The sequence below is a fragment of the Corynebacterium sp. LaCa117 genome (genome assembly GCF_046717765.1).
Taxonomy (GTDB): Bacteria; Actinomycetota; Actinomycetes; order Mycobacteriales; family Mycobacteriaceae; genus Corynebacterium; species Corynebacterium kefirresidentii.
On the sequence record NZ_CP177102.1, the window covers coordinates 2,125,905 to 2,149,311 of the forward strand.

The following is a 23,407-nucleotide window of genomic DNA, read 5'->3' on the forward strand; positions in this document are numbered from 1 at the left end:
AAACCTAAACGGGTTCGCCGTTGATCGCGTAGTCTTCCGGCTCGCCCTTGGGCACCTCGGTTCCGTCCGACATGGTGCGATCTTCTAGCTCTCCATCCGGATCCACGATGGCGATATCGAAGCCAGACTCGCGAATTCGGCGCAGCCCCTCCTTCAGCATGCGCCGGCCCATGCGGTTCGTGCCCGTAATATGCGATAGCTCGAGCACCACCGTGCCCTCGCCAAAATCTGACTCCATCAGCTCGTACAAGATGGTCTCGGCCGCGTTGAAATTGATCAGGCCCTGCAGATAGATCACGGTCAGCTCCGCATCCTGCTCCACCTTGCGCACCGGGTTCACGCCATAGCGCTCGTCCGTAGACATCAGGTGCAGACCCATGTCCTTCGACAGCAGCTTGAACGCATCCACCCCGCGCACTGAGTTGCCTTCCTTGTTCAGCCGCGGCGAGAATGTCGCCACGCCCAACTGGCCCGGCAGCGTGCCCAGCAGGCCACCCGAGACGCCCGACTTCGCCGGGATACCCACCTCGGCCATCCAACGGCCGGCGCCGTCATACATGCCGGCCGAGCTCATCACCGATAGCGTCAACCGGCACACGTCCGCGTCCAAAATTTTGTCGCCCGTCACCGGCTGCACGCCACCGTTCGCCAACGTTGCCGACATCACGGCCAAGTCCCGCACCGTCACCACAATCGAGCACTGCTCAACATACGTTGACACCGCATCGTGCGCCTCGTCCTGGATGATGTCGTAGTTGCGCAACATGTGCGCCAACGAGAGGTTGCGTTCGCTGACATCGAGCTCGGAGGAGCGCATGGCGTCGTCGATAAGCAAATCACGCCCCGCCAGCCGCGAGAAATAGGTGCGCAGACGCTCCACGCGCGCGGCAGGCTCCGAATCCACGCCATTAATCAGCTGCGTGACCGCAATCGCGCCCGCATTAATCATGGGGTTGACCGGCCGGTGATCATCGCGGTTGAGCGAAAGCTCGTTGAAAGCCTCGCCCGAAGGCTCCATACCCACAATCTCACGCACCGCAGATAATCCCAGCTCCTGCAACGCCAGCGCATAAACAAAAGGCTTGGACAAGGATTGCAGGGTAAATTCCACCTCATCATCGCCCGCAGAGTAGACGTGGCCGGTGGTGGTGCACATCGCGGCGCCGAGATACTCGGGCTCTGCCTTGGCCAGCTCCGGAATATAATCCGCCACGGCACCGTCGCGATTATCGCGCACCTTGGTGAGGATTTCCTGCAAATAAAAAGGGATTGGTGTCTTCATCCCAACCCAGCCTACGAAAAAAGTCCCCGCGGTGTGCGGGGACTTCACAATTAGTGGCGCTCGGACAGCAGGCGCTGCAGCTCCTTCAGGTCGCTCTTGCGGCGGCGAGAGCGGAAGACCGAGAAAGCAATCAGTCCAACCACAGCGGCGCCGACGCCGCCCAAGGCCATCTGCACGTTGCGGTCCTGCAGCTTATCGGTAGCCGCGGTCTTAGCCTCGTTGGCAAAGTTCTGCGGCTTGCTGCGCTGTGCCAGCTCGTCCAGGGTGCCGGCCAGCTGGCGGCGGGTGCGCTCGATATCGCGCTGAATGTCTTCAATATTGCGTGCCACGAAGTTCTCCTCTTAACTTAGGTTCGCTCTTAACGGGGTCATTCTACCCCGCCGGCCCAAAAGCGTGCAGCCCGGGCGGTAAGTAAGGTGGAAACTATGACTGAAAACCGTTTGAACGTTGGAGATACCGCCCCTGCCTTTGCGCTTGCCGACGACGCCGGAAACACCGTTTCCCTCGCCGATTACGCAGGCCAGCGCGTACTGGTCTACTTCTACCCCCGCGCCAATACCCCGGGCTGCACCAAGGAAGCCTGCGATTTCCGCGATTCCCTGGAACAGCTCAATGATCTCAATATTGCCGTCGTAGGCATCTCGCCCGATAAGCCAGAGGCGCTGGCAAAATTCCGCGCGGACCATGAGCTGAACTTCCCGCTCCTGTCGGATCCGGATAAGTCCGTCATGACCGCCTATGGCGCGTTTGGAGAAAAGAAGAATTACGGCAAGGTTGTCCAGGGCGTTATCCGCTCCACCTTCTTGGTCGAACCAGATGGCACCATCGGCCAAACGCACTACAATGTCAAGGCCACCGGCCACGTCGCCCGCGTGATGAAGGGCCTAAGCTAGCGCGGCGTCGTCCAGCGCAGTGACGAACGCATTGACCGGGCCGGACTCCTTATCCACAGCCTGGCCGTACGGTACAATTGCGCAACTGCGCGCGATCCGGGGGCCTTTCTAGCACGGTGGCAGCGATCTAGCACCTGCTTGTTTCGCGCCTTTGTGCCATTGCTACCCACCGCAGGCAGTTGACGCTTAAACAAGCTATCCACAGCTGCGGCCGTCTATGACTCGGTTCTACTGCCGGTCCTGTTTAGAGTTGCGGCCATGAGCGCACTGAAGGCTTATGCCTCCCACATAACCTCGGCGATGGATATCCTCGCCGAGGCCCGCGGCATGTCTGAGCGCGCCCTCATCGAGCTGGGTCTACCCGATATAGAAGCCCGCGACCTCCGCGCGCTTGCCGCGGTTTATTTCGGCCCAACGCGCTTCAGCCGGAAGCAACGCCACGCCACCACGGCCGCTCGCCACCATGACCTCATAACGCTCAAGCTGATTGAAAAATATGTCTCCCGCGTGCGCACACAGCGCGATGCGTGGAACTTGCGGGTAGAGCTGTGCCGCCTGCGAGGCCCCGCCTCTGAAATCGCCCGCCGCGCCAAGCAACGCCTCCGCGACCTCCGCCCGCGCCGCACGCCGCCCCGCGAAGGGGTGCAGCTCCTTCGCCGCCCGAATGGCCCCTGGACCATGCGGATTACCGCTCCCTCGGCCTTCCTCGCGGAGTTTGACGCCGCGCTCGACCCCGCGCGCCCACTCGATTCCCTGCGCGATCTCCTTCGCGGCACGGGCGCCCCTTCCGCGCGCACCACAACCAACGTCATCATCCCGCTCAACGCGCTGGACCACATCTTGGACGGCGACGGTGAAGAAGTCACCCTGCGGCTGACTAATGGCGCCACCATTACCGGTGCCGAGTTGGTCGAGCGCACCTTCACCGAGCACGGACTAGCCACCCTTATCCATCCCGTTAAAGGCCCCGTCAACCTGTATCGCACCTCGCGCTACGCCACCGAGAAACAGCGGCAGATGGCCGCGGCCGAAAACCCTACCTGCCCGTGGCCGCCGTGCAACCACCCGGCGGACAAGGCCCAGATCCATCACCTGAAGGCTTGGAAGCACGGAGGACTGACCAATATGGACAACCTCACCGTGTGCTGCCCGTATCACAACGGGGTTAACCAAGATGATCCGAATGCCCCGCCGCTGCGTGGGCGCCTTGCCCGAGTCAATGGCAAGGTACGTTGGGTCCGCTAGCGCTGCCTCTGCGAGGTAGCGCTACTCGGCGTGCTCGACAAAGTCCGCGTAGACTTCCGCGGCTACCCGCGCGAAATCGGCCGGTGCCATGCGCGCCATGCCCTCCGGCAGGCTGCCCCACAACGTACAGCCTGTCACCTCCGGCATCTCCTCCAGGTTCAGGCGCGTAGCCAAGTCCGGATCGGCCGGCAGCGAGCCACCAACTAGCCCGAGCACCTCAATTCCACGGCGTTGTGCCTCGCGCACGGTCAGCTCGGCCGCGTTGAGGCTTCCTAGGTTAAGGGAGGTGACGATGAGGAGCCTATCGGCGACGTCGGCAAGCGTATAGGCGTCCGTTAAACGCACGAGGAGCCCGCCGGCGCCTTCCACGAGCACCACACGGCCGGGTGCGTCAAGGGCGGCAATCCACTCTTTAAGTTCCTGCAGGCTGGGTTGGGGCATGCCGGCCCGGCGCGCAGAAAGATTCGGCGCCAGTGGCTCCGGAAAGCGCACCATCTCTGCTACCTCCACCCCCGCCAGCTTGCCGACGGTCGCCGCATCCCCCTTGCCTTCCGGCTCCCCCGTCTGCAGCGGTTTGGCGTAGATGACCTCGCGGCCGCGTTGCTTGAACGCGCTGGCGAGCGCGGCCGTGGCCACAGTCTTGCCGACGTCCGTATTCGTTCCCGTTACATAAATAATCACTGTCGTCCTCCTGCCACCGCAGCGCGCACGCCGCGGCACATTTGCGCTATTTCATCTGCGGTGCTGATAAACGGCGGCATGATATAAATCAACCGGCCGAACGGACGTAACCACACACCTTGGTCTACGGCTGCGGCCGTCGCTGCGGACATATTTACATCGCGTTCCATTTCCACCACACCTATGGCGCCAAGTACGCGCACGTCGGCTACCCCAGGTTCCTCGGACAGGCCCTCAAACCCTCGTTGCAGCTGCTTTTCGATGCCCGCTACCTGCTCGCGCCAATGCCCTTCCGCAATGAGAGCAGTTGCCTCGGCCGAAACGGCACAAGCGAGTGGATTAGCCATAAATGTTGGTCCGTGCATCAGCGCGCGCGGACTCATCCCCTCGGCTACCTTCGCAGTGGCGAGCGTGGCAGCCATGGTCATAAAACCGCCGGTCATCGCCTTACCAACGCACATGATATCTGGCACAACGCCAGCGGCTTGGGTGGCAAAAAGTTCGCCTGTGCGGCCGAACCCGGTGGCGATTTCGTCCGCGATCAGCACGATACCGTGGCGGTCGCAGATTTCTCGGACCCCGCGGACCAGCTCGTGGTCATGAAAGCGCATGCCACCCGCGCCTTGGACTACAGGTTCAATAATTAGCCCTGCAACTTCTTCCGTGATGCACGCTTCCAGCTCGCGCAGATAGTTCGCGCGCTCGGCCGGGCTAGCCCCGCGAGTAGGCGGCGCCGGGGCAAAAATCTGCCGTGCTAAGGTACCGGTCCACATCGAGTGCATGCCGCCTTCGGGATCGCACACGCTCATCGCCGCGAAGGTATCGCCGTGATACCCCGATCGCCACGTCAACATCTTGGTGCGCTCTGGGTGCCCTGCGCCACGGGCATACTGCAGTGCCATTTTGATGGCTACTTCTACCGATACAGATCCGGAATCGGAATAAAAGACCCGCTCAAAATCACCACGCGTTAATTCCATGAGGTTACGAGTAAGCCGCGCAGCCGGTTCGTGGGTGAGTCCGCCGAACATGACGTGGCTCATCCTCTCGATTTGTTCGTTCGCTGCCGCCTTGAGCCGTGGGTGACTGTGGCCGTGGGCGGCGGCCCACCAGGAAGACATGGCGTCGATAAGCGTGGTGCCATCCGCGAGTGTTAAATAAACGCCGGCGGCCGAGTCCACCACAAGCGTGGGCTCGCCTGGCTCGGCGTAGGGGTGCCAAATGTGGCGTGCGTCGAGAGCGGCAATGTCCTCCGCTGAAATATCCATGATTTTAGGTTTATCACAGACTTTCGGCCGTTATAGTGCTTTTATGACAATTATTAAACATCGTTCAATTCGGCGTTTACCGGTGGCTTTGCCGGCTATCGCCGGAATTGAAATGTGGGAGCGCTTTAGCTTCTACGGCATGCAGGCCATCCTCGCCTACTACCTCTATTCCACCTCCGGCGGACTCGGCATGGACCAAGCGCAGGCCACGGCGCTCGTCGGCGCGTACGGCAGTCTGCTCTACCTGTGCACGTTCGTTGGCGGGTGGGTCAGCGACCGGCTCCTGGGTGCCGAACGCACGTTGCTTGCCGGCGCGGGCCTGCTCATGTGCGGGCACCTTTCGCTGTCCTTGGTGCCTGGTCTGGCGGGCCTCGTGGCCGGACTGTTGCCGCTTGCGCTGGGTTCAGGGCTGCTTAAAACTGCGGCAATTACCATTCTGGGCGCGGCTTTTCCTCCCACGGCCGGCGCACGGGATGGAGCTTTTCAAATCTTTTATCTGGGAATAAATATCGGCGCCTTACTCGGACCGATGCTCACGGGCTGGCTGGCACAAAAGCACGGCTACCATGCCGGTTTCCTCGCAGCCGCAGGCCTCATGTGTTGCGGGTGTGTTTTCTACGGATTATTGCGCCAGCGGGTAGTCACGGGGTTCGATACCCAGCCTCCCAACCCTACCGCCGCGCCAGGCAAGGCCGCGGCGGTAGCTGTGGTGGCTGTAGTGGGCAGCGTCGCGGTCGCGGTGACGGTTCCACCAGACAAGCTGGCTATGCTTTTGCTCTTTGCGACGATCGCGGCCGCCCTCACCCTCTTCGCCAGCATGCTGCGATCCCCGCGGGTCAGCGTGCCGGAGCGGAAGCAGGTTCTGGCGTATATCCCGCTCTTTTTCTGCTCGACGGCCTACTGGACTCTCCAGCCGCAGATTTACGGGGTGCTAGCCGTGTACTCGGATCAACGTGTAGACCGCATGGTCGGCGGGTTTGAGATTCCGGCAGCATGGACGCAATCACTCAATCCACTGTTCATCCTGGCATTGTCCCTACCGCTGGCGGCGAGCATGTCACGGTGGGCATGCTCGCGGCGTGTGCTAATGGCCGTAGGCATCATGGTGGCAGGTTCCGGAATGTTTGTGCTGTTGCCGTTCGTCGGGGGCGGAGAAAATTCAACGCCATTTGTGGTGTTGGCCGTGACCATCTTGTTGATGTCGCTCGGCGAGCTATTCATCGGGCCGGTGGGCATGGCGGCATCGGCCGCGCACGCGCCGCGAGCGTACGCGACGCGCTTTTCCGCGCTGTATTTTCTCACCATGGCCATTGGAACCTCGCTAGCGGGAACGCTGTCGACGCTGTATGACCCTTCCTCGGCAGGTGCGGAGCGGACCTACCTACTTGTTGTCGGAATTGTCCCCGTCGCGCTGGGGCTCATGCTCTTGGTCGGCAGAAAGGACGTCGTGAACGAGGCTTCGGGCAGCGTTTAAGGCATCGACTTGTGAGGCAACCTTGGCCTCGGCGGGGAAAATCTGACACTCGTGGTCGGGTACAACTTCTGCGCGGCGGGTAATACCGCGCTGGGCGGTATAGGCGTCAAAGAGGTTATCGATGCTCAGGGCTAGTCCTCGTTTTTGAGTTGGTCGCGCAGCTGCTGGAAATACTCGCGAGCAGCCTGGGGCTGCGCGGTGGAGTGCTGACCCTGCTGCGACTCTTGCTCACCGCGGTTTTGCTCGGAGCGCTCCTGTTCAGCACGCTGGGAGGCAGCGATGGCTTCGCGCTTGGCACGCTCTGCCTGACGCTTGGACTCGCGCTCGATTTCCTCGGCGCGGGATGGCTTGTGCGGCTGCGGGCGGCGGTACTGAGGCGCCCCCTCGGCGGAGTCGAGGGCGCGGTTGGCCATGAGCACGTCGCGCATGCCGCTGAAGAGATCACCCATGCCCTGCGGGTTGGAGGGCATGTAGAGCACGGAGGCCTGGCCGTTGTGGGAGACATCGACCATCGCGTCGAGGTATTGAGAGACCAGCATGAGCGCCTCGGGGGATTCTTCCACGCCGGCGTCGCGAAGCATTTCGTATTGCTGGGCAATGCCCTCGACGATTTCCTTGCGCTGGTCCGCAACGCCGCGTCCCTGCAGCTTCTTTGCTTCGGCAGCGCCCTCGGCCTCTTTGACCACGCGGATCTTCTCGGCCTCTGCCTGAGCGACGGCCGCCTCGCGCTCACGCTGCGCCGCGTTAATGGAGTTCATGGACTCGCGCACGCGGGAGTCTGGGCGGATATCGGTAACCAGGGTGTTGACAAAGTTCCAGCCGTACTCGGCCATATTATCGCGCAGGGAAGCCGCAACATTGCGAGCAATGGTGTCCTTGGAGGAGAAGGAATCATCTAGGTCCATATTCGCCACGGAAGAGCGAACATTGTCCTGCACGTAGGCCACAATCTGCTGCTCGTGGTTGGAGAGCATGTAGTACGCCTCACGCTCTCGGCCTTCAACTACCTCGTATTGCACGGCCACAGGGATCTGGACGAAGACATTGTCCTTGGTCTTGGTCTCCACCATCACATCCAGCTGGCGCACCTGCAGCGAAATTTTATCGCGCACACGGTCCACCCACGGCAACTTGAAGTGCAGGCCAGCATGCGCCACCTTTTGGAATTTACCCAAGCGCTCCAAGATGGCAGCTTCTCGAGTGCGAACGATGAAATAGCCATCAAAGAGGGTTCCCAAGATAAGCAACAGGATGAGGACTATAACTATGGTGGCGATCAAAATATCTCCCTAAATGTCGTGACAATCACCGATATTTTCGCATAGGAAATAGCGAAACGCTAGTGATCGTCGATAAGCGCAAAAAGCCTGCCCAAGATGGTCGCACCGTCTTCGCGAATGCCGTTGTGCTGAAACTCGTTGCTAATCCACGGCCGCAGGTCCCCCAGGTGGGCAGCGGTAGCCAAGGATTCTTCGAGCGGAACGAAAATATCATCGACATACATGGCCGCGGCCGTGGTCGGCACCTCACCGAGCGCATAGGGCGGGGAGAATTCGTGGCGGGCGAGGCCGTGGGCGGCGTCGGCAAACGCGTGCAGAGCAGGGTCCTCGTCGAACTGCCAGGGAAAGATATGCTCGCCAGTCAACCAGGTGCCGGACTCCGCAAACTCCGGGAATTCCTCGCGCACACGATGCGCCGCCCAATGAGTAACGGCCTGCCCGCCGGCGCCGCCATAGATTGACTCATGGATAGCGGCATAGAGCGGGCCGTCTGCAAAGCTCACGCGCTGGCCGACGTCCACCAAGAAATCGCCGCGCAGCCGCTTCTCCCCTGCCACGGTGCGGAAAGGCTCTTCCAGCAGATAAGCCAGCGAATCAAAACCGGTGCCGCGGCCGAGCTCAATACCGATGGTGCGAAACCGCAGCGAGGACAGGCGCTCTCCGGTGGGAAGGCGCTCATCCGAATTGTCCAAGTGGGAGATGATCTCCTCGATGCTGTCCTGGGCCCACGGGAATTCGCGGTAGAAACGCTGCTGGCGGGCCTTGAGCTTGCTAAAAGTGGCGCGGTAGAGATCGTCTGCCCCCTTCAGCGTGGGGATGCCGCCGGTGAAAAATGCATGCTCCACGTGTTCGGGGGCCTGGGATAGGTAGGCGGTAATGCAAAAGCCGCCGAAGGATTGGCCGAAAAGCGACCACTTCTCCAGGCCGAGGTGCTCGCGCAGGCGCTCGGCGTCGCGGACGATATTATCTTGGCGCAGCAACGCCAAGTGCGCTGCGGTGCGCTCCGCGGCCGGGCTCAATGCATCGATGCGGTGCGATCGGCCGGTGCCGCGCTGGTCCATGAGGATCACGCGGTACCGCTCCAGTGCCTTGCCAATAAGCCCCGTGGGTGTCAGCGGCCGGGGTGCTGGGAAACCAGGCCCGCCCTGGAGGTAAAGCAACGCGGGCAGATCCTCTCCACCGGGCGGGATAATTTCGCGGGCATAAAGCCCAAAAGTCCCGTGGGGATTGGAATAATCCCACGGGACTTCTAGGTGGTGTTCTTTAATTATGTGGCCAAAGCGGCGGTAGTCGGTCATGCCCTCCCAGGCTAGTAGACTTCCAAGCCCTTCGAGCGGAAGACGTCGCGGATTTTCTCCACGTCCTCCGGCTTCGGCGGCTTCGTGTCTGCCAACTGGTAGGTCATATCCAGACCTTCCCACTTGTCCTTGCCCATATTGTGGAAGGGCAAGACCTCGACGCGTTCGACGTTAGATTTCCATCGAGCCACGATATTGGCCACATTTTCCACGTTCTCTGGCGAGTCCGTGAGGTCAGGCACCACTACGAAGCGGATCCACACCGGCTTACCTATCTTGTTCAACCTGTCGCCGAAATCCAGTGTTGGCTGGAGCTGGCGTTGGGTGACCTTGCGGTAAGTCTCCTCGTCGCCCGACTTGACGTCGAGAAGCACGAGGTCGATATTGTCTAGGTCCTCGTCGCGCAAGCGCGCGCCCAAGTACCCAGCCGTATCGATGGTGGTGTGAATACCCGCATCGTGGACTTCCTTAAGCACGCGGCGCGTGAAGGAAATCTGGAAGAGGGGTTCGCCACCGGAGATGGTCAGACCGCCACCGGAAGCTTGGAAGATGGGCTTATAACGCTTGATGCGCTTGACCACATCCTCGACCCGCTCCAGTGTGCCGGTCTTCATCTCCCAGGTGTCTGGATTATGGCAGTACTGGCAGCGCAGTGGGCATCCGGACATGAACATCGTCATGCGGGTTCCCGGGCCATCGACGGCGGTCACGAGCTCCCAAGAGTGCACGAGGGCGATATCGCCGGTACGGCGCGCCTCCATGAGCTCCGGGCGGGTAATGTCATCGAGTTGTGCATTATCTCCCAGGCCCGCAGCTACGCCGCGGACACGCTCTCCTTCTTCCGGAGAGAGGGTGACAACACCAGTAACGCCATCAGCCATGATTAAGAACCCTGGTGGAAGGTGCGGGAGATAACGTCGAGCTGCTGCTCCTTGGTCAGCTTGACAAAGTTGACAGCGTAGCCAGAGACGCGAACGGTGAGGTTCGGGTACTTCTCTGGGTGCTCAACGGCGTCCTCGAGGGTGGACTTGTCCAGCACGTTGATGTTGGCGTGGTACAGACCAGAGTTCATCTGGTGTGCATCGCGGTTTGCCTTCATTGCTGACATACGGTCTTCGAAAGTTGGGGTTGCCATGATTTTCTCCTTTTCGAGATGGTTGAGGGTTGAGTGGTTTTTACTTCTCCATGATGAAGCCGGCATCCAGAACGCCCACCAAGTTATTGATGCGCTCTTCTGGGGTGCGGCCCAATCCGGAAGGAGTAATGGTGTTGGTCAGCGAGATGCCGTCCAAGGCGTCCTTGTAATCCAGCTTGCCAACCGACAGCATGGAAGCAACCATGCCGTGGCTGTCGGCACCGTTTTCAGGGTTAGCGCCTGGGGAGAACGGCGTGCCGGCCTTGTGGCCCGACGGGAAGGCGCCTGTTGCCTTGCCGTAGACCACGTTCGAGGTAATGGTCAGCACGGACTGGGTTGGGATGGCATTGCGGTACATCGGGATGGCCTTAATCTTTTCCATCACGGTGTGGACAATGGTTGCGGCGATGTCATCGGCGCGGTCATCATCGTTGCCGTAGAACGGGAACTCGCCCTCGGTGACGTAGTCCGTAATCAGGCCGGTCTCGTCACGGACCGGGGTGACCTTGGCGTACTTGATAGCAGCCAGGGAGTCGGCGACGATGGACAGGCCGGCGATGCCGCAGCCCATGGAGCGTACGATATTGGAATCGTGCAGCGCCATCTCGACTGCCTCGTAGGCGTACTTGTCGTGAGAGTAGTGGATGATGTTGAGGGCCTCAACGTAGGTGCCAACAACCCAGTCCAGCATCTCTTCGTATTTCTGCCAAACTTCATCGAAGTCCAGCGGGCCATCGCCCTTGATGGGCTCGTAGCCTTCTACGACCTGCTTGCCGGATACCTCATCGCGGCCACCGTTGATGGCGTAAAGCAGAGCCTTAGCGGCGTTCACACGAGCGCCGAAGAACTGCATCTGCTTGCCCACTTCCATCGGGGAAACACAGCATGCAATTGCGGCGTCATCGCCCCACTGCTCACGAATCTGGCGGTCAGACTCGTACTGGATGGAGGAGGTCTCAATCGAGATGTGGGCACAGAATTCCTTGTAGCCCTCTGGCAGTTTCGGATCCCAGAAGATGGTGATATTTGGCTCCGGTGATGGGCCAAGGTTTACCAGGGTCTGCAGCAGACGGAAGGAGGTCTTGGTGACCATGTGGCGGCCGTCGTTGCCGAAGCCAGCATCAGACCAGGTTGCCCAGTACGGGTCGCCAGAGAAGATCTGGTCATAATCGATGGTGCGCAGGAAGCGAACGATACGCAGCTTGAGAACCAGGGAGTCGATGATTTCCTGGGCGTCTTCCTCGGTGATGATGCCAGCAGCGAGGTCGCGCTCGAAGTAGCAATCGAAGAAGGCGGACAGGCGGCCAATGGACATTGCGGCGCCATCCTGGGACTTAATGGATGCCAGGTAGCCGAAGTAGGTCCACTGTACTGCCTCGTGAGCGGTCTTAGCCGGCTTGGAGATGTCGAAGCCGTAGGACTCAGCCATCTTCTTGAGCTTCTTCAGGGCCTTGATCTGCTCGGAGTGCTCCTCGCGGAAGCGTGCCCAGTGCTCAGAGAAGCCAGCGTCTGCGACGGAATCGCGGGAAGCCTGCTTTTCCTCGATCAGGTAGTCCACACCGTAGAGAGCCACGCGGCGGTAGTCACCGATGATGCGGCCACGGCCATAAGCATCCGGCAGACCGGTGATGATGTGTGATGAACGAGCAGCACGGATGCGCGGGGTGTAGATATCGAAGACCGCATCGTTGTGGGTCTTGCGGTAGCGGGTGAAGATCTTCTCCACCTCAGGATCTACTTCCTTGCCCGCTTCACCGATAGCCTGCTTGACCATGCGCCAGCCACCGAACGGCATCATGGCGCGCTTCAGCGGGGTATCGGTCTGCAGACCGACGATTACGTCATCGTCGTCTGAGATGTAACCGGCCGGGAAAGCGTCAATGTCGGTCGGGGTGTGGGTGTCAACATCATAGACGCGCTTTTCGCGCTCGACGGACAGGTAGTTCTTCTCCAGGGTCTCCCAGACGCGCTTGGTCTTTTCGGTCGGGCCCGCCAGGAAGCTGGAATCGCCGTCGTACGGCGTGTAGTTACGCTGAATGAAGTCGCGGACGTTGATGCCCTCGGTCCATGGACCGGACTCAAATCCCTTCCACGCTTCAAACTGTTGAGGCTGCGTTGCGGTAGTCATAATTCCCTTCTTTCGGGCGAATTTCTATCAGGGGTAAATGCCGCTTTTTCGAGCCACAGCACCAAGCCCCTCTGGCCTCAATTGTTGACTACATCAGCGGTAATAACAAGTTCAGCAGACGTTGGAAAGGCTAAATATAAACCGGTCGTGTTGTTTTGCTGGTTAGTGATTTCATGCAGAACGCACGTACGTCTTAGATCGGGGGTGAACTAGCCCCGAACGTGTTCCTCATCACCCCGATTTTTTGGCCGCTACCTGCACGAACCTCTACTGTTAAACCCGTTCAGCTTCGCTTCCGCACAAAGGAGGACTTCGTGGCTTCCCAGCCCAAGCATCCAGTAGATACCGTCCCACCCGCCCCCAAATTAGCTGCCCTAGGTGTGCAGCACGTATTGGCCTTTTATGCCGGGGCGGTTATCGTTCCACTGCTCATCGCCGGCTCGCTTAACCTGGATGCGGAAACCACCATCCACCTCATCAATGCGGACCTTTTGACCTGTGGCATAGCAACGATCATTCAGTCTATGGGCGTCGGCAAGCGCATTGGCGTGCGCCTGCCCATCGTGCAGGGCGTAACCACTACGGCCGTCTCCCCGATTATTGCCATTGGCCTGGGCGCAACCGACGGCGAAGGCGGGGTGGCCTCGCTGCCGACCATTTATGGCGCCATCATCGTCGCCGGCCTATTTACTTTCTTCGCGGCGCCGGTCTTTGGCAAAGTGCTGCGTTTCTTCCCGCCGGTGGTCACCGGTTCGGTCCTGCTGGTTATGGGCACTTCTCTATTGGGGGTTTCGGCCAATGACTTTGTCAATTACGCCGAGGGAGTTCCAGCCACCCGTGACCTGCTCTACGGTTTTGGCACACTCGCGGTCATCATTTTGGTGCAGCGTTTTTCCTCTGGCTTCCTAGGCACCCTGGCCGTGCTCATCGGCCTAGTCTTGGGTACGGGCGTGGCGCTCGTGCTAGGCGACGCCTCCTTTAGCGAAGTCTCCTCCGCCCCCGCCCTCGGTATCACCACCCCGTTCTACTTCGGCATGCCAAAGTTCGACGTGGTGGCTATTTTCTCGCTCATCATTGTCATGATCATCACCATGGTGGAGACCACTGGCGATGTCTTTGCCACCGGCGAGATTGTCAAAAAGCGCATCCGCCGCGATGATGTCGTGCGTGCGATTCGCGCCGATGGCCTGTCCACCTTGGTGGGCGGCGTGATGAACTCCTTCCCCTATACCTGCTTTGCCCAAAACGTCGGCCTGGTCCGCCTGACCAGCGTGAAATCGCGCTGGGTGGCCGTAGCCGCCGCCGGATTCATGATGGTGCTGGGCATTTTGCCCAAGGCCGGTGCGGTCGTGGCCGCCATCCCCTCCCCTGTACTTGGCGGTGCCTCCCTGGCGCTTTTCGCCAACGTAGCGTGGGTGGGCCTGCAGACCATCGCCAAGGCCGATCTTTCCGATGGCCGCAATTCCGTCATCGTCACCTCCGCGCTCGGCCTGGCCATGCTGGTGACCTTCAAGCCGGATATCGCCACCGCCTTCCCGGAGTGGGCGCAAACCTTCGTCTCCTCCGGCATGTCCATCGGCGCCATTACCGCCATCGTGCTTAACCTGCTGTTCTTCCACACCGGGGGTAAGCAGGGCACGCAGGTGTCTCGGGCCGTCGGCAAGAGCGTAAGCCTACAGCAACTCAACAATGCCTCCCGCGAGGAATTCGTCTCCGCGCTGCGCCCGCTGTTTAATAACGAGACGTGGCCGCTCGAACTGGCGTGGGAGTCTCGGCCTTTCAGCGATGTCAATGAGCTGCGCGCCGCCATTCAGGTAGCCGTGCTGACCGCGGATGATTCCCGCCGTGCTGCCCTCATCCACGATTACCCGGCCATGGATGAGCTGCTGCTTGCCGACGCTGACGAAGCCGCCACCATCTCCGCCGACCGCGGCTCCTTGGGGCTAACCGACTTGGATGATGTGCAGACCGAGCGCATTACCGAGCTTTCCGCTGCCTACCGCGAGCGCTTCGATATGCCCTTTGTGGCTTATCTAGATACCAATGACACCGTTGACCGCGTCATTGATGCCGGCGTGCGCCGCTTGGCCAACTCCCCGGAGCAGGAGTACCGCACCGCGCTGGGTGAGATCGTAGAGATTGCCAACGACCGCTTCGATATCTTGCTAGCCGATGCCAACCCGGTCCGTTCTTCTTGGGACCGCAAGTTCACCGAGGTGGACTAGCTAACGGAAGGAAAAATCTACCTCAGCCTCCGGGTCCACGCCGGAAATAATGCCGGTGTAGAACTGCTTGGCCTGGCTTTGGAGGACATCGCGATTATCCGCGATGTCCTTTTTCTTTTTGTCCTCATCCAGAATCTTGGTGATGGTTTCCGCTTTATCGATATCCGGGGTAATCCAGCTCAGCGCGCCATTATCTTCCACCGCGGTTTCGAAGTTCTCATCCGAGTGGCCAATGAAAATGAACTCTGGGATCTGCACGCGGAAGTGGTGCGGGGATTCCTCTTCTACGTGCACCTGGGATCCTTCAATGCCGAGCTTCGCGCGGTAGGAGTACTTGATGTATTGGGTACGCTCACTGCCTGGGACCTGCCAATTCCACAGCGTGCTGGTGGCGGACTCCTCTGATAATCCCTCAATCCCCAAGGAGACGAGCACCACTTGTTCCTCGCGCTCCACGGCCTTGATGACCTTGGTATTGCTCGATTCGGTCTCCACGTCCACCGGTTCCCGGACTTGCCACACCACCACCGCAGCTACCGCCAGGGCGGCGATGAGAATGACAGCGATAAGGGTGGAAAACAGCTTTTTCATAATGCCCATCTTAGGGTGAAATGCGGACGGTGATATGCGAAAACGCCGCCGGCCACGAGGGTCGACGGCGCCTATGGTGCGCCCGGTGAGACTTGAACTCACACGTCATAAGACACTAGAACCTAAATCTAGCGCGTCTGCCAATTCCGCCACGGGCGCGGGGGACTTGACATAGTGTACACGGTGGGCGGGTAATCCAGAAACCAGGGGTGTTCTGTTTTCCGGCCGCTGGTGGGTAGGGTGGAACGCGTGAGCACTCAAGAGGAACAGAAAAACAAGCGCGTGCAGGTGCGATGGTGGCACATCCTCCTCATCGCGTTTTTCGTCGTGCTCTTCCTATTCCTGGCCTATTGGCAGTGGACCCGCTTCCGCTCCGGCTCGGGCACCTTCCAAAATCTGGGCTATGCCTTCCAGTGGCCACTGTTTGCCGTGTTCGTGGTTTATGCCTATCGCACCACGCTGCGCTATGAAAACGAGCGCTTCGCGGCCGAGGAAGAAGCCCGGGATATGGATGACACAGACAAAAAGGCCCCGGCCGACGCTCCCGCACAGCCGCAGGCAGAAACCAAAATTGATGAGGATTTCCTGCCCCAGCGGCCCCAGATGGATGTGGAAACGTTCAACGCCATGAATACCCCGCGCCGCCGGCGCGGCGAGAATGAAGAAAGCTGATTATGACCAATAAAGTTCACCCCGCCCGCCAAGCCCGCATCCGCGGACCCTTGAAGTTTTTCTCCATCGCGGCCACTGTGACCGGTATCTTCTTGATCATCCTGGTCATCCGCATGGTCTGCCAGTACATCATTGGCATGGATATCCCCGAGTGGGCCACCTATATCGCGATCGTGCACGGCATCGCGTACATGACCTACCTGCTGTCCATCCTCATCCTCGGCCCGCGCGCGCTGTGGCCGGTGGGCAAGCTCTTTACCACCGCCCTTGCCGGCGTGGTGCCCTTCCTGTCCTTCTGGATGGAGCACAAGCGCCGCAAGGAAATCGCGGAGGAGTTCCAACTCTAAGAGTTGCGAACAAGCTCCGCGATGGCGGGGACAAGTTGACTAAGAGCGCGGCCGCGATGCGAGACCGCGTTCTTTTCTTCTGGGGACATCTCTGCAGCCGATCGGGACTCGCCTTCCGGCTGGAAGAGCGGGTCATAGCCGAAGCCGTTTTCCCCGCGCGGCTCGCGCAAGAAGCGGCCTTCCCAGCGGCCCTCGGCCACGTGCTCTGCGCCTTCGGGCGTGACGAGCGCGCAGACCGAGACAAAGGCTGCGGCACGGCGCTCATCAGGGACGTCGGCCATCTGCGCCAAGACTAAGTCATTATTGGCCTGGTCATTGCCGTGCTGGCCGGACCAACGGGCGGAAAGCACGCCGGGCATGCCGTTGAGTTCCTCGATGGCTAGGCCCGAATCATCCGCGACGGTGGCAAAGCCAGTAGCAGCCACGCCGGCACGGGCCTTGATGAGCGCATTATCGGCAAAAGTGCGGCCATCTTCTACCGGTTCGGGATAAGGTTCCACGGCGGAAAGCGGGCGCAGCTCGACGCCCTCGATGCCGGCATCAGCCAGAATCCGTTCCAGCTCGCCGAGCTTCTTAGGGTTATTAGACGCGACGAGAATTACCACCCCAGCGCCGCCTTTTGTGCGGCGATAAGCTCGCGGCAGCCCTTCTGGGCTACGTCCAGCATCTCGTTAAGATCCTCGCGGCCAAAGAGTCCGTGCTCGCCGGTGCCCTGGATTTCTACGAAGTCGCCGGATTCTTGCATCACCACGTTGAGGTCGACCTCGGCGCGGGAATCCTCCTCATAAGGCAGATCAAGGCAGATTTCGCCGTCAATGATGCCTACCGAGACTGCAGCGATGGGATCGAGCAGCGGCTCGCCGGGGACGACGCCCTCGGCCTTGAGGTGTGCGATGGCGTCGGCAAGCGCAACATAGGCGCCGGTGATAGACGCAGTGCGGGTGCCGCCATCGGCTTGGAGGACGTCGCAGTCGAGCTGGATGGTGTTCTCGCCCAGCTCCTCCAGGTCCACCGCGGCGCGCAGGGAGCGGCCGACGAGGCGGGAAATCTCGTGGGTGCGGCCTTTGACCTTGCCCTTCATGGATTCGCGCGGCATGCGATCGTGGGTGGCAGAAGGCAGCATGGCGTACTCGGCGGTAAGCCAGCCTTCACCGGAATCGCGCTTGAAGCGTGGCACGCCATATTCCACGGATGCGGTGCACATGACGCGGGTATTGCCAAACTCCACCAGCACGGAGCCGGCAGGGTTGGTAGTGAAATTGCGGGTAATGCGGACGCTGCGCATTTGGTCCAGCGCGCGCCCATCGGCACGAGTAAATTCAGTCATGCCGTCCAGCGTATCTTAGAACTCCATACCCGCGGCGCCGAGGATAATCTCACCGTCGAATTCGGAGCGAGCGGCCTCCAAGGTAGCTTGGGCATCGCCCCACGGTTGGATGTGGATGAGCACGAGCTTGCCCACGCCCGCCTCGCGCGCCGCCCTGCCAGCTTCCGCGCCCGACATATGCATATCCGGTGCCATCCCCTCCGAGCTCGCGCCCCAGGCTGCCTCACAGAGGAAAATGTCGGCGCCCCGTGCGGCGTCGACAAGCGCGGGCGTATAAGAAGAATCTCCGGAGTAAGTGATGGTCTGGCCCGTCTTAGTATGTTCCACGCGCAAGGCATAGGCCTCTACCGGGTGGGTGACCGGGAAGGGAGTGATATATACATCGTCGACAAGCTGGCGCTCGCCCGGCTCCCATGCGCTAAAGGCGAAGGTATCGGACATGTCATCGATGCCATCGACCTCATCGGAAGACAGGCGGCCCAGGTGCGTCGGCGTAGCCTTCGGCCCGAAGCACATATTTCTTGAGGCCGCGGGCGCCGTGGGATGGAAGCGGCGCCACACCATCAGAGAGGGGAAATCCAGGCAGTGATCGGCATGCAGGTGACTAAAAGCCACGTGCGCATCGCAAGGATCCTGCTGCTGTTCCAGCTGCGCCAAGGTGCCAGGGCCCATATCGAGGACGATGGACGGCGCATTATCGAAGGACAGCAAATAGCCGGAGGCGGGGTTCTGGGCGGTGGGGACGCTACCGGAGCAGCCTAAGATGGTCAGCTTCATGGGCTCAATAGTTCCATGAAATCGCCCCGCATGCGTACTCAACGTGCAAACGGGGGAGAAATTTGCACCTACTTATGCAATCCGCGGGCCGAGAAAGCGCGTGGCAAGGCGGGCAAAGGCTTCCGGGTCACCGGTCGATTCAAAGGTGTGGACCGGCTGATTATCTGCGGGGGCCAACATATCGGTTTCCGTGAGGATCCGCATAACGTCCTTGGTGGTTTCCTCCGAAGATGTCACCAGCGAGACATTATCGCCCATAGCTAGCTGGATGATGCCGGTCAACAGCGGATAATGCGTACAGCCCAAGACCAGCGTGTCTACTCCTTGTGCTTGCAGCGGGGCCAAGTAGCCCTCAGCGACGCCGAGGATCTGGCGTCCGGCGGTAATGCCACGCTCTACAAAGGGAACAAAATCCGGGCAGGCGGTAGCAAATGCCTGCACCTTCGGGTTGAGCGCAAAAAGGTCCTGATAGGCGCCGGATTTGATGGTGCCTTCGGTGCCGATGACGCCAATTTTTCCGTTGCGCGTGGTGGACATGGCGCGGCGCACCGCGGGACGGATAACCTCCACGATGGGGATATCGTAGCGTTCACGCGCATCATGCAAGAAGGCGGCGGTGGCGGTATTGCACGCTATGACCAGCATCTTGCAGCCGCGTTCCACCAGCCGATCTGCCACGTCCTGAGAAAAGGCGCGGACTTCTGAGATGGGCCGCGGACCGTAGGGGCTATGGGCAGTATCACCGGTATAGATGACGGATTCGTGCGGCAGCTGTTCCATCACTGCGCGTGCCACGGTGAGCCCGCCCACGCCGGAATCAAAGATGCCAATGGGAGAGGTTGCGGTAGGCATTAGCGCTTCACTGCCTTAACCGGATCGTCCGAGGTAATGGTCATGCCAGCTAGAATGCCGCCGATGGCGCCGAAAAGGTGGCCTTGCCAGCTCACTCCCTCGTAGACGGGCAGCACGCCCCACACCAAGCCGGAATAGGCAAAGCCGAGAACAATGCCCAAAATGGTCTGGATGAGCGAGCGATTGAAGATGCCACGCACAATCAGATATGCCAGCCAGCCATAGACCAAACTGGACGCCCCGATGTGGGAGGTACCGGGGCCACCAATGAACCACGTGCCAAGGCCTGCGACCAGAGTGGTAATCAGGGTAACTTCCCACCAAGCCTTGCGGCCGGACAGGCCGATAAGGAAGCAGAAAATGGCGCCGGGCACCGAATTGGACATGAGGTGCTCAAAGTTTGCATGCAGCAGTGGGGCGGTAAATATGCCCCAGATGCCGTTGAAGTCCAGTGGGCGAATGCCGTAATTAGATAGCTGGCCGCCAAACAGGAAGGCGTTAATAATGTGGACCGCCCACTCCACCACGAGGAAGCCGAAAGCTATAGAAAATCCGGTGGTGATGCGCCCGCTGCGAGTGTAGTTTTTGGAATCGCCACGATTGACCTGGCCTGCGGGCGCCGGCCGGTAGTTAAATGTTCCACCTGAAGTCATAATGCGCCTTATCTTAGTCCAGCAGATCGCGGTACACGCTCAAGCCCAAGCCAGGCTCGGCGGCGGTAACCGCGTTGACAATCGCTTCCTCCACGGCATCGGCGGCAGCGGCGCACAGGGGTGTCATCGCAAGGGCACCAGGATCAGCGGCTGGGTGCTGCGCGGTGGATAAGGCGAAGATGGTGTCACCGTCTAGTGGTGAATGCGCAGGACGCACCGCGCGGGCGATGCCATCGTGGGCAGTCATGGCCAAGCGCTGGGCTTGGGCGGTATTAATGGGGGCGTCGGTAAGCACGGCGCCGATGGTGGTATTGAGCTTGGACTCCGCTGGATGTGGCAACGCGCGGTAGGCAGCAGCATTGACCGCGGTGCTCCCTGGCGCACCGTAGAGCCGGCCGGACTGCGGATCGATGACCTCACCCACAGGGTTGGCGACCATCGCGGCGCTAACCTCGTATTGTCCCACCCGGCGCGTAGCTAGGCCGAAGCCACCCCGCAGCTTGCCGGCGGTAGCACCCACGCCGGCTCCCACCGTGCCCATGGTTTCATCATTGTCCGCCAGCGCGGCTCGGAGCGCGGCCGCGCCCTCTTCCGGCCCAGGTCGGGAAGGCCCGACCAAGAGGTCAAAGATGACGGCACCGGGAACGATGGGTACACGCGGACCGGGTTTTTCCTCGCCGAAGACCGGGAAGCCAATCCCCTGCTCTGCCAGCTCATTCATCACTCCGTCCGCGGCCGCCAAGCCAAAGGCGGAGCCGCCCGACAACACCACGGCGTGGACTCGCTCGACCGTATTATGTGGCTGCAAGAGATCCGTCTCGCGGGTGCCTGGCCCCCCACCGCGCACATCAACGCTGCCGAGGGCCCCGCCCGGACCGCAATAAAGCACCGTAACGCCGGTATCGGTACCGCTATAGTGCCCGATGTTGATCCCATCCAGCATTAGTCAATCAACACCTGTAGCAGCGAATCCTGACAAAAGGCCAGCCATTCCACCAGGCTATCGCGGTCCAACATCAGGTTGTCATCAGAAACATCGCCCGCCGCAACGTAGAGGCGCAGATCGTTTAGGCCGGCAACGAAGGCGTGGGCCTCCTGCTCATTAATGCTGACCTCTACCCCACCGGTAGGGCCGAGGGCAGTGCCGATCACCTGGAGGTTTTCCAACTTGGCGCGCGCGATATCATTCTCGTGCAGCGACCGCAGCAAAGAAGCATCGCCTTCATATTCCTCATCACCAGGCATTTCAAAGTCCGGGAAGAGACGGGCCAGCGAGGGATCTTCCGGGGCCTCGGTATGGCCGGTGGGCATATCCAGCATCTCTGCCAGCTCGTCCTTGGGTGCAGACTGGGCGCGCCCGATGATGGCCTCAGAGACGGTAGCGGTGAGATCTCCCAACACCTCGCGCTCCATCGGCTCAAAGACGGCCGTAATCTTTGGCGCGCGCATAAGGGACTTCTTTTTCTTCCACGGTTGCATCTATTTAACCTGCCTGCTGCATCGTCGCCCACAGACCAGCGATCTGGAGCTTTTTCACGTCCGCTTCAATCTTGTCGCGCTCGCCGCTGGAGACGGCGGCCTTGCCCTCAGTATGGACCTGCATCATGAGTTCATTGGCTCGCTTCTTGTCGTATCCCAAAACGGTTTGGAATACGTAGGACACGTAGCTCATGAGGTTGACTGGGTCATCCCACACGATGCACATCCACGGGAGGTTCTCACTCGTGGCCACATCTACGTCGAGTTCTTCATCCAATTCGGGCGTAGCCATAGGAGAGCTTATGCGGACTACGGGAAATTGCGCCTTCATGCTTTCTAGCCTAACCACTTTTGGGGATTTATTGTGGGCCAGCCCAATCTAGCTGCGGACAATCTAGGTCCAAAGAATCTAAACCTCTGAAAAACACCTAGTCAGTGGGTATTATCACTCACGTGAATGACAAAGCTATTCCTAATGATCGCTCCACCGCTTTACTGACGGATAAATACGAGCTCACTATGCTCCAGGCCGCGCTGCGAGACGGCTCGGCAAACCGCCAGGTCACCTGCGAGGTATTCGGCCGCCGTCTGCCCAATGAGCGCCGCTACGGCGTGGTTGCCGGCACCGAGCGGGTCCTGCGGGCGGTGGAGGATTTCCGCTTTTCAGCCAATCAATTGGCAGAGATGGACTTCCTGGATGAGAAAACCAAGGAATACCTGCGTCACTACCGCTTCTCCGGCCAGATCGATGGCTACCGCGAAGGTGAGCTTTATTTCCCCAACTCTCCTATCCTGACGGTGCGCGGCACTTTTGGGGAATGCTTAATTCTTGAGACCGTCATCTTATCCATTATGAACGCCGATTCCGCGGTGGCTTCGGCCGCCTCTCGTATGGTCACGGCCGCTGACGGCCGCCCCATCATCGAGATGGGTTCGCGCCGCACCCACGAGTATGCGGCGGTAACCGCCGCCCGCGCAGCCTACCTGGCTGGCTTCGAAGCCACCTCCAATTTGGAGGCGGGCTACCGCTACGGCATCCCTGTCTCCGGCACCGCGGCCCACTCCTGGACCTTGGCTCATACGAACCCGGATGGCACTCCGAACGAAGAGGCCGCCTTCCGTTCCCAGATCGAGACCTTGGGCGTGGACACCACGTTACTGGTGGATACCTATGACATCACCAAGGGCGTAGAAACCGCAGTGAAAGTAGGTGGCCCGCAGCTAGGTGGGGTCCGCATAGATTCCGGTGACTTGGGCGCCGTTACCCGCCGCGTGCGCAAACAGCTGGATGATTTGGGCAACCACAACACCAATATCGTGGTATCCTCCGACCTTGATGAGTTCGCTATCGCCGGCCTGCGCGGTGATCCGGTAGACGTCTACGGCGTCGGTACGTCCGTAGCAACCGGGTCCGGCGCGCCCACCGCCGGCATGGTCTACAAGGTCGTAGAAGTAGACGGCATCCCAGTGGCCAAGCGCTCTACTTCCAAGCAGTCCGTCGGCGGTGCCAAGCGCGCGCTACGCACCTACCGTTCCTCGGGCGTGGCGGTGGAAGAGATCGTCTATCCCTTTGACGCGCCCGCGCCAGATACCGGCCAGCTCGATACCCGCGAGATGACCATTCCTCTCATGCGCGATGGACACATCGTGGATGAGCTGCCGGATCTGCATGCCTCCCGCGAGTATTTGGATCAGGCCCGCAAGACCCTGCCGTGGGAAGGCCTGGCGCTCTCCCGCGATGAAGCAGCAGTGCCCACGCGGATGGTGGGCTTTAAAAAGTAGGCCGCTAGACTGTGTGGG

Annotated in this window: 25 protein-coding genes and 1 tRNA gene; 7 read left to right on the forward strand and 19 right to left on the reverse strand. The window is 60.4% G+C overall.

The genetic code is table 11. The features are described 5' to 3' along the window. Window positions 1–4 precede the first annotated feature (4 nt). Window positions 5–1,282, reverse strand: coding sequence for a glutaminase (locus ACLI1L_RS10355; protein ID WP_198491975.1), 1,278 nt, complete (start codon window positions 1,280–1,282; stop codon window positions 5–7). A 50-nt stretch (window positions 1,283–1,332) separates the two neighbouring features. Next, complete coding sequence (locus ACLI1L_RS10360) at window positions 1,333–1,611, reverse strand: DUF3618 domain-containing protein (protein WP_005323988.1); 279 nt, start codon at window positions 1,609–1,611, stop codon at window positions 1,333–1,335. Window positions 1,612–1,707: 96 nt separating this feature from the next. Between ACLI1L_RS10360 and bcp the strand changes: the two genes are divergently transcribed. Both bcp and ACLI1L_RS10370 read left to right on the forward strand, forming a co-directional pair. Further along, window positions 1,708–2,175, forward strand: coding sequence for a thioredoxin-dependent thiol peroxidase (bcp, locus tag ACLI1L_RS10365; protein WP_005327287.1), 468 nt, complete (start codon window positions 1,708–1,710; stop codon window positions 2,173–2,175). Window positions 2,176–2,433: 258 nt separating this feature from the next. Then, a complete protein-coding gene (locus tag ACLI1L_RS10370; RefSeq protein WP_411707504.1) occupies window positions 2,434–3,420 on the forward strand; it encodes an HNH endonuclease signature motif containing protein in 987 nt (328 codons plus the stop codon). A 21-nt stretch (window positions 3,421–3,441) separates the two neighbouring features. On the opposite strand, the gene bioD is transcribed toward ACLI1L_RS10370, so the two are convergent. Together bioD and ACLI1L_RS10380 are read right to left on the reverse strand one after the other, a co-directional pair. After that, a complete protein-coding gene (gene bioD / locus ACLI1L_RS10375) occupies window positions 3,442–4,101 on the reverse strand; it encodes a dethiobiotin synthase (RefSeq protein WP_086588446.1) in 660 nt (219 codons plus the stop codon). Continuing rightward, a complete protein-coding gene (locus ACLI1L_RS10380; RefSeq protein WP_394285805.1) occupies window positions 4,098–5,369 on the reverse strand; it encodes an adenosylmethionine--8-amino-7-oxononanoate transaminase in 1,272 nt (423 codons plus the stop codon). The genes bioD and ACLI1L_RS10380 overlap by 4 nt, the downstream gene beginning before the upstream one ends. Before the next feature lie 43 nt (window positions 5,370–5,412). Between ACLI1L_RS10380 and ACLI1L_RS10385 the strand changes: the two genes are divergently transcribed. Further along, a complete protein-coding gene (locus ACLI1L_RS10385) occupies window positions 5,413–6,843 on the forward strand; it encodes a peptide MFS transporter (protein WP_411707505.1) in 1,431 nt (476 codons plus the stop codon). Window positions 6,844–6,974: 131 nt separating this feature from the next. On the opposite strand, the gene ACLI1L_RS10390 is transcribed toward ACLI1L_RS10385, so the two are convergent. From ACLI1L_RS10390 to pflB, 5 genes are read right to left on the reverse strand one after another with little or no spacing between them, the layout of a single operon-like run. Then, window positions 6,975–8,123 (reverse strand): SPFH domain-containing protein, encoded by a 1,149-nt coding sequence (locus ACLI1L_RS10390; RefSeq protein WP_411707506.1) that lies wholly within the window; start codon window positions 8,121–8,123, stop codon window positions 6,975–6,977. A 59-nt stretch (window positions 8,124–8,182) separates the two neighbouring features. Further along, window positions 8,183–9,421 (reverse strand): alpha/beta fold hydrolase, encoded by a 1,239-nt coding sequence (locus tag ACLI1L_RS10395; RefSeq protein ID WP_411707507.1) that lies wholly within the window; start codon window positions 9,419–9,421, stop codon window positions 8,183–8,185. A gap of 11 nt (window positions 9,422–9,432) precedes the next feature. Further along, window positions 9,433–10,302 carry a pyruvate formate-lyase-activating protein gene (gene pflA / locus ACLI1L_RS10400; RefSeq protein ID WP_049360991.1) on the reverse strand — a complete coding sequence of 290 codons (870 nt, stop codon included), beginning with the start codon at window positions 10,300–10,302 and terminating at the stop codon, window positions 9,433–9,435. 2 nt (window positions 10,303–10,304) lie between these two features. After that, window positions 10,305–10,556 carry an autonomous glycyl radical cofactor GrcA2 gene (gene grcA2 / locus ACLI1L_RS10405; RefSeq protein ID WP_005323969.1) on the reverse strand — a complete coding sequence of 84 codons (252 nt, stop codon included), beginning with the start codon at window positions 10,554–10,556 and terminating at the stop codon, window positions 10,305–10,307. A 40-nt stretch (window positions 10,557–10,596) separates the two neighbouring features. Further along, window positions 10,597–12,684: a formate C-acetyltransferase gene (pflB, locus tag ACLI1L_RS10410; RefSeq protein ID WP_086588441.1), complete on the reverse strand. Its 2,088-nt coding sequence runs from the start codon at window positions 12,682–12,684 to the stop codon at window positions 10,597–10,599. 314 nt (window positions 12,685–12,998) lie between these two features. On the opposite strand from pflB, the gene ACLI1L_RS10415 reads away from it, so the two are divergent. After that, the gene (locus ACLI1L_RS10415) at window positions 12,999–14,909 is read left to right on the forward strand and encodes a solute carrier family 23 protein (RefSeq protein WP_248099422.1); all 1,911 of its coding nucleotides are present in this window, start codon (window positions 12,999–13,001) and stop codon (window positions 14,907–14,909) included. On the opposite strand, the gene ACLI1L_RS10420 is transcribed toward ACLI1L_RS10415, so the two are convergent. Further along, on the reverse strand, window positions 14,910–15,500 hold the full coding sequence (locus tag ACLI1L_RS10420; RefSeq protein ID WP_239659062.1) for a hypothetical protein: 591 nt from the start codon (window positions 15,498–15,500) through the stop codon (window positions 14,910–14,912). It lies immediately after the preceding gene. Window positions 15,501–15,574: 74 nt separating this feature from the next. Next, window positions 15,575–15,659: transfer RNA gene (locus tag ACLI1L_RS10425), tRNA-Leu, on the reverse strand. A 90-nt stretch (window positions 15,660–15,749) separates the two neighbouring features. Here ACLI1L_RS10425 and ACLI1L_RS10430 point away from each other — a divergent pair. Together ACLI1L_RS10430 and ACLI1L_RS10435 are read left to right on the forward strand one after the other, a co-directional pair. After that, entirely contained in the window at window positions 15,750–16,172 is a 423-nt protein-coding gene (locus tag ACLI1L_RS10430) for a hypothetical protein (protein WP_248099420.1), read from the forward strand. A gap of 2 nt (window positions 16,173–16,174) precedes the next feature. Then, entirely contained in the window at window positions 16,175–16,519 is a 345-nt protein-coding gene (locus ACLI1L_RS10435) for a DUF3817 domain-containing protein (RefSeq protein WP_411707508.1), read from the forward strand. Here ACLI1L_RS10435 and rdgB read toward each other — a convergent pair. The 8 genes from rdgB to clpS all read right to left on the reverse strand — a co-directional run bounded on the left by rdgB (window position 16,516) and on the right by clpS (window position 21,938). Next, a complete protein-coding gene (rdgB, locus tag ACLI1L_RS10440) occupies window positions 16,516–17,124 on the reverse strand; it encodes an RdgB/HAM1 family non-canonical purine NTP pyrophosphatase (protein WP_284836073.1) in 609 nt (202 codons plus the stop codon). The two genes, ACLI1L_RS10435 and rdgB, sit on opposite strands and share 4 nt — an antisense overlap. Then, on the reverse strand, window positions 17,118–17,846 hold the full coding sequence (rph, locus tag ACLI1L_RS10445; protein ID WP_198491986.1) for a ribonuclease PH: 729 nt from the start codon (window positions 17,844–17,846) through the stop codon (window positions 17,118–17,120). Before rph ends, rdgB begins: the two co-directional genes overlap by 7 nt. 15 nt (window positions 17,847–17,861) lie before the next feature. Beyond that, entirely contained in the window at window positions 17,862–18,623 is a 762-nt protein-coding gene (locus tag ACLI1L_RS10450; RefSeq protein WP_248099416.1) for an MBL fold metallo-hydrolase, read from the reverse strand. 72 nt (window positions 18,624–18,695) lie between these two features. After that, window positions 18,696–19,475, reverse strand: a complete 780-nt coding sequence (gene murI / locus ACLI1L_RS10455) for a glutamate racemase (protein WP_394286507.1) — start codon at window positions 19,473–19,475, stop codon at window positions 18,696–18,698. Then, window positions 19,475–20,128: a rhomboid family intramembrane serine protease gene (locus ACLI1L_RS10460; RefSeq protein ID WP_023020863.1), complete on the reverse strand. Its 654-nt coding sequence runs from the start codon at window positions 20,126–20,128 to the stop codon at window positions 19,475–19,477. Before ACLI1L_RS10460 ends, murI begins: the two co-directional genes overlap by 1 nt. 13 nt (window positions 20,129–20,141) lie before the next feature. Next, window positions 20,142–21,071 carry a P1 family peptidase gene (locus tag ACLI1L_RS10465; RefSeq protein ID WP_411707509.1) on the reverse strand — a complete coding sequence of 310 codons (930 nt, stop codon included), beginning with the start codon at window positions 21,069–21,071 and terminating at the stop codon, window positions 20,142–20,144. Next, window positions 21,071–21,607 carry a DUF2017 domain-containing protein gene (locus ACLI1L_RS10470; RefSeq protein WP_248099409.1) on the reverse strand — a complete coding sequence of 179 codons (537 nt, stop codon included), beginning with the start codon at window positions 21,605–21,607 and terminating at the stop codon, window positions 21,071–21,073. The genes ACLI1L_RS10465 and ACLI1L_RS10470 overlap by 1 nt, the downstream gene beginning before the upstream one ends. 4 nt (window positions 21,608–21,611) lie before the next feature. Then, complete coding sequence (gene clpS, locus ACLI1L_RS10475) at window positions 21,612–21,938, reverse strand: ATP-dependent Clp protease adapter ClpS (RefSeq protein ID WP_248099407.1); 327 nt, start codon at window positions 21,936–21,938, stop codon at window positions 21,612–21,614. Window positions 21,939–22,060: 122 nt separating this feature from the next. Between clpS and ACLI1L_RS10480 the strand changes: the two genes are divergently transcribed. Beyond that, window positions 22,061–23,389, forward strand: a complete 1,329-nt coding sequence (locus tag ACLI1L_RS10480) for a nicotinate phosphoribosyltransferase (RefSeq protein WP_049361007.1) — start codon at window positions 22,061–22,063, stop codon at window positions 23,387–23,389. The last annotated feature ends 18 nt before the right edge of the window (window positions 23,390–23,407 follow it).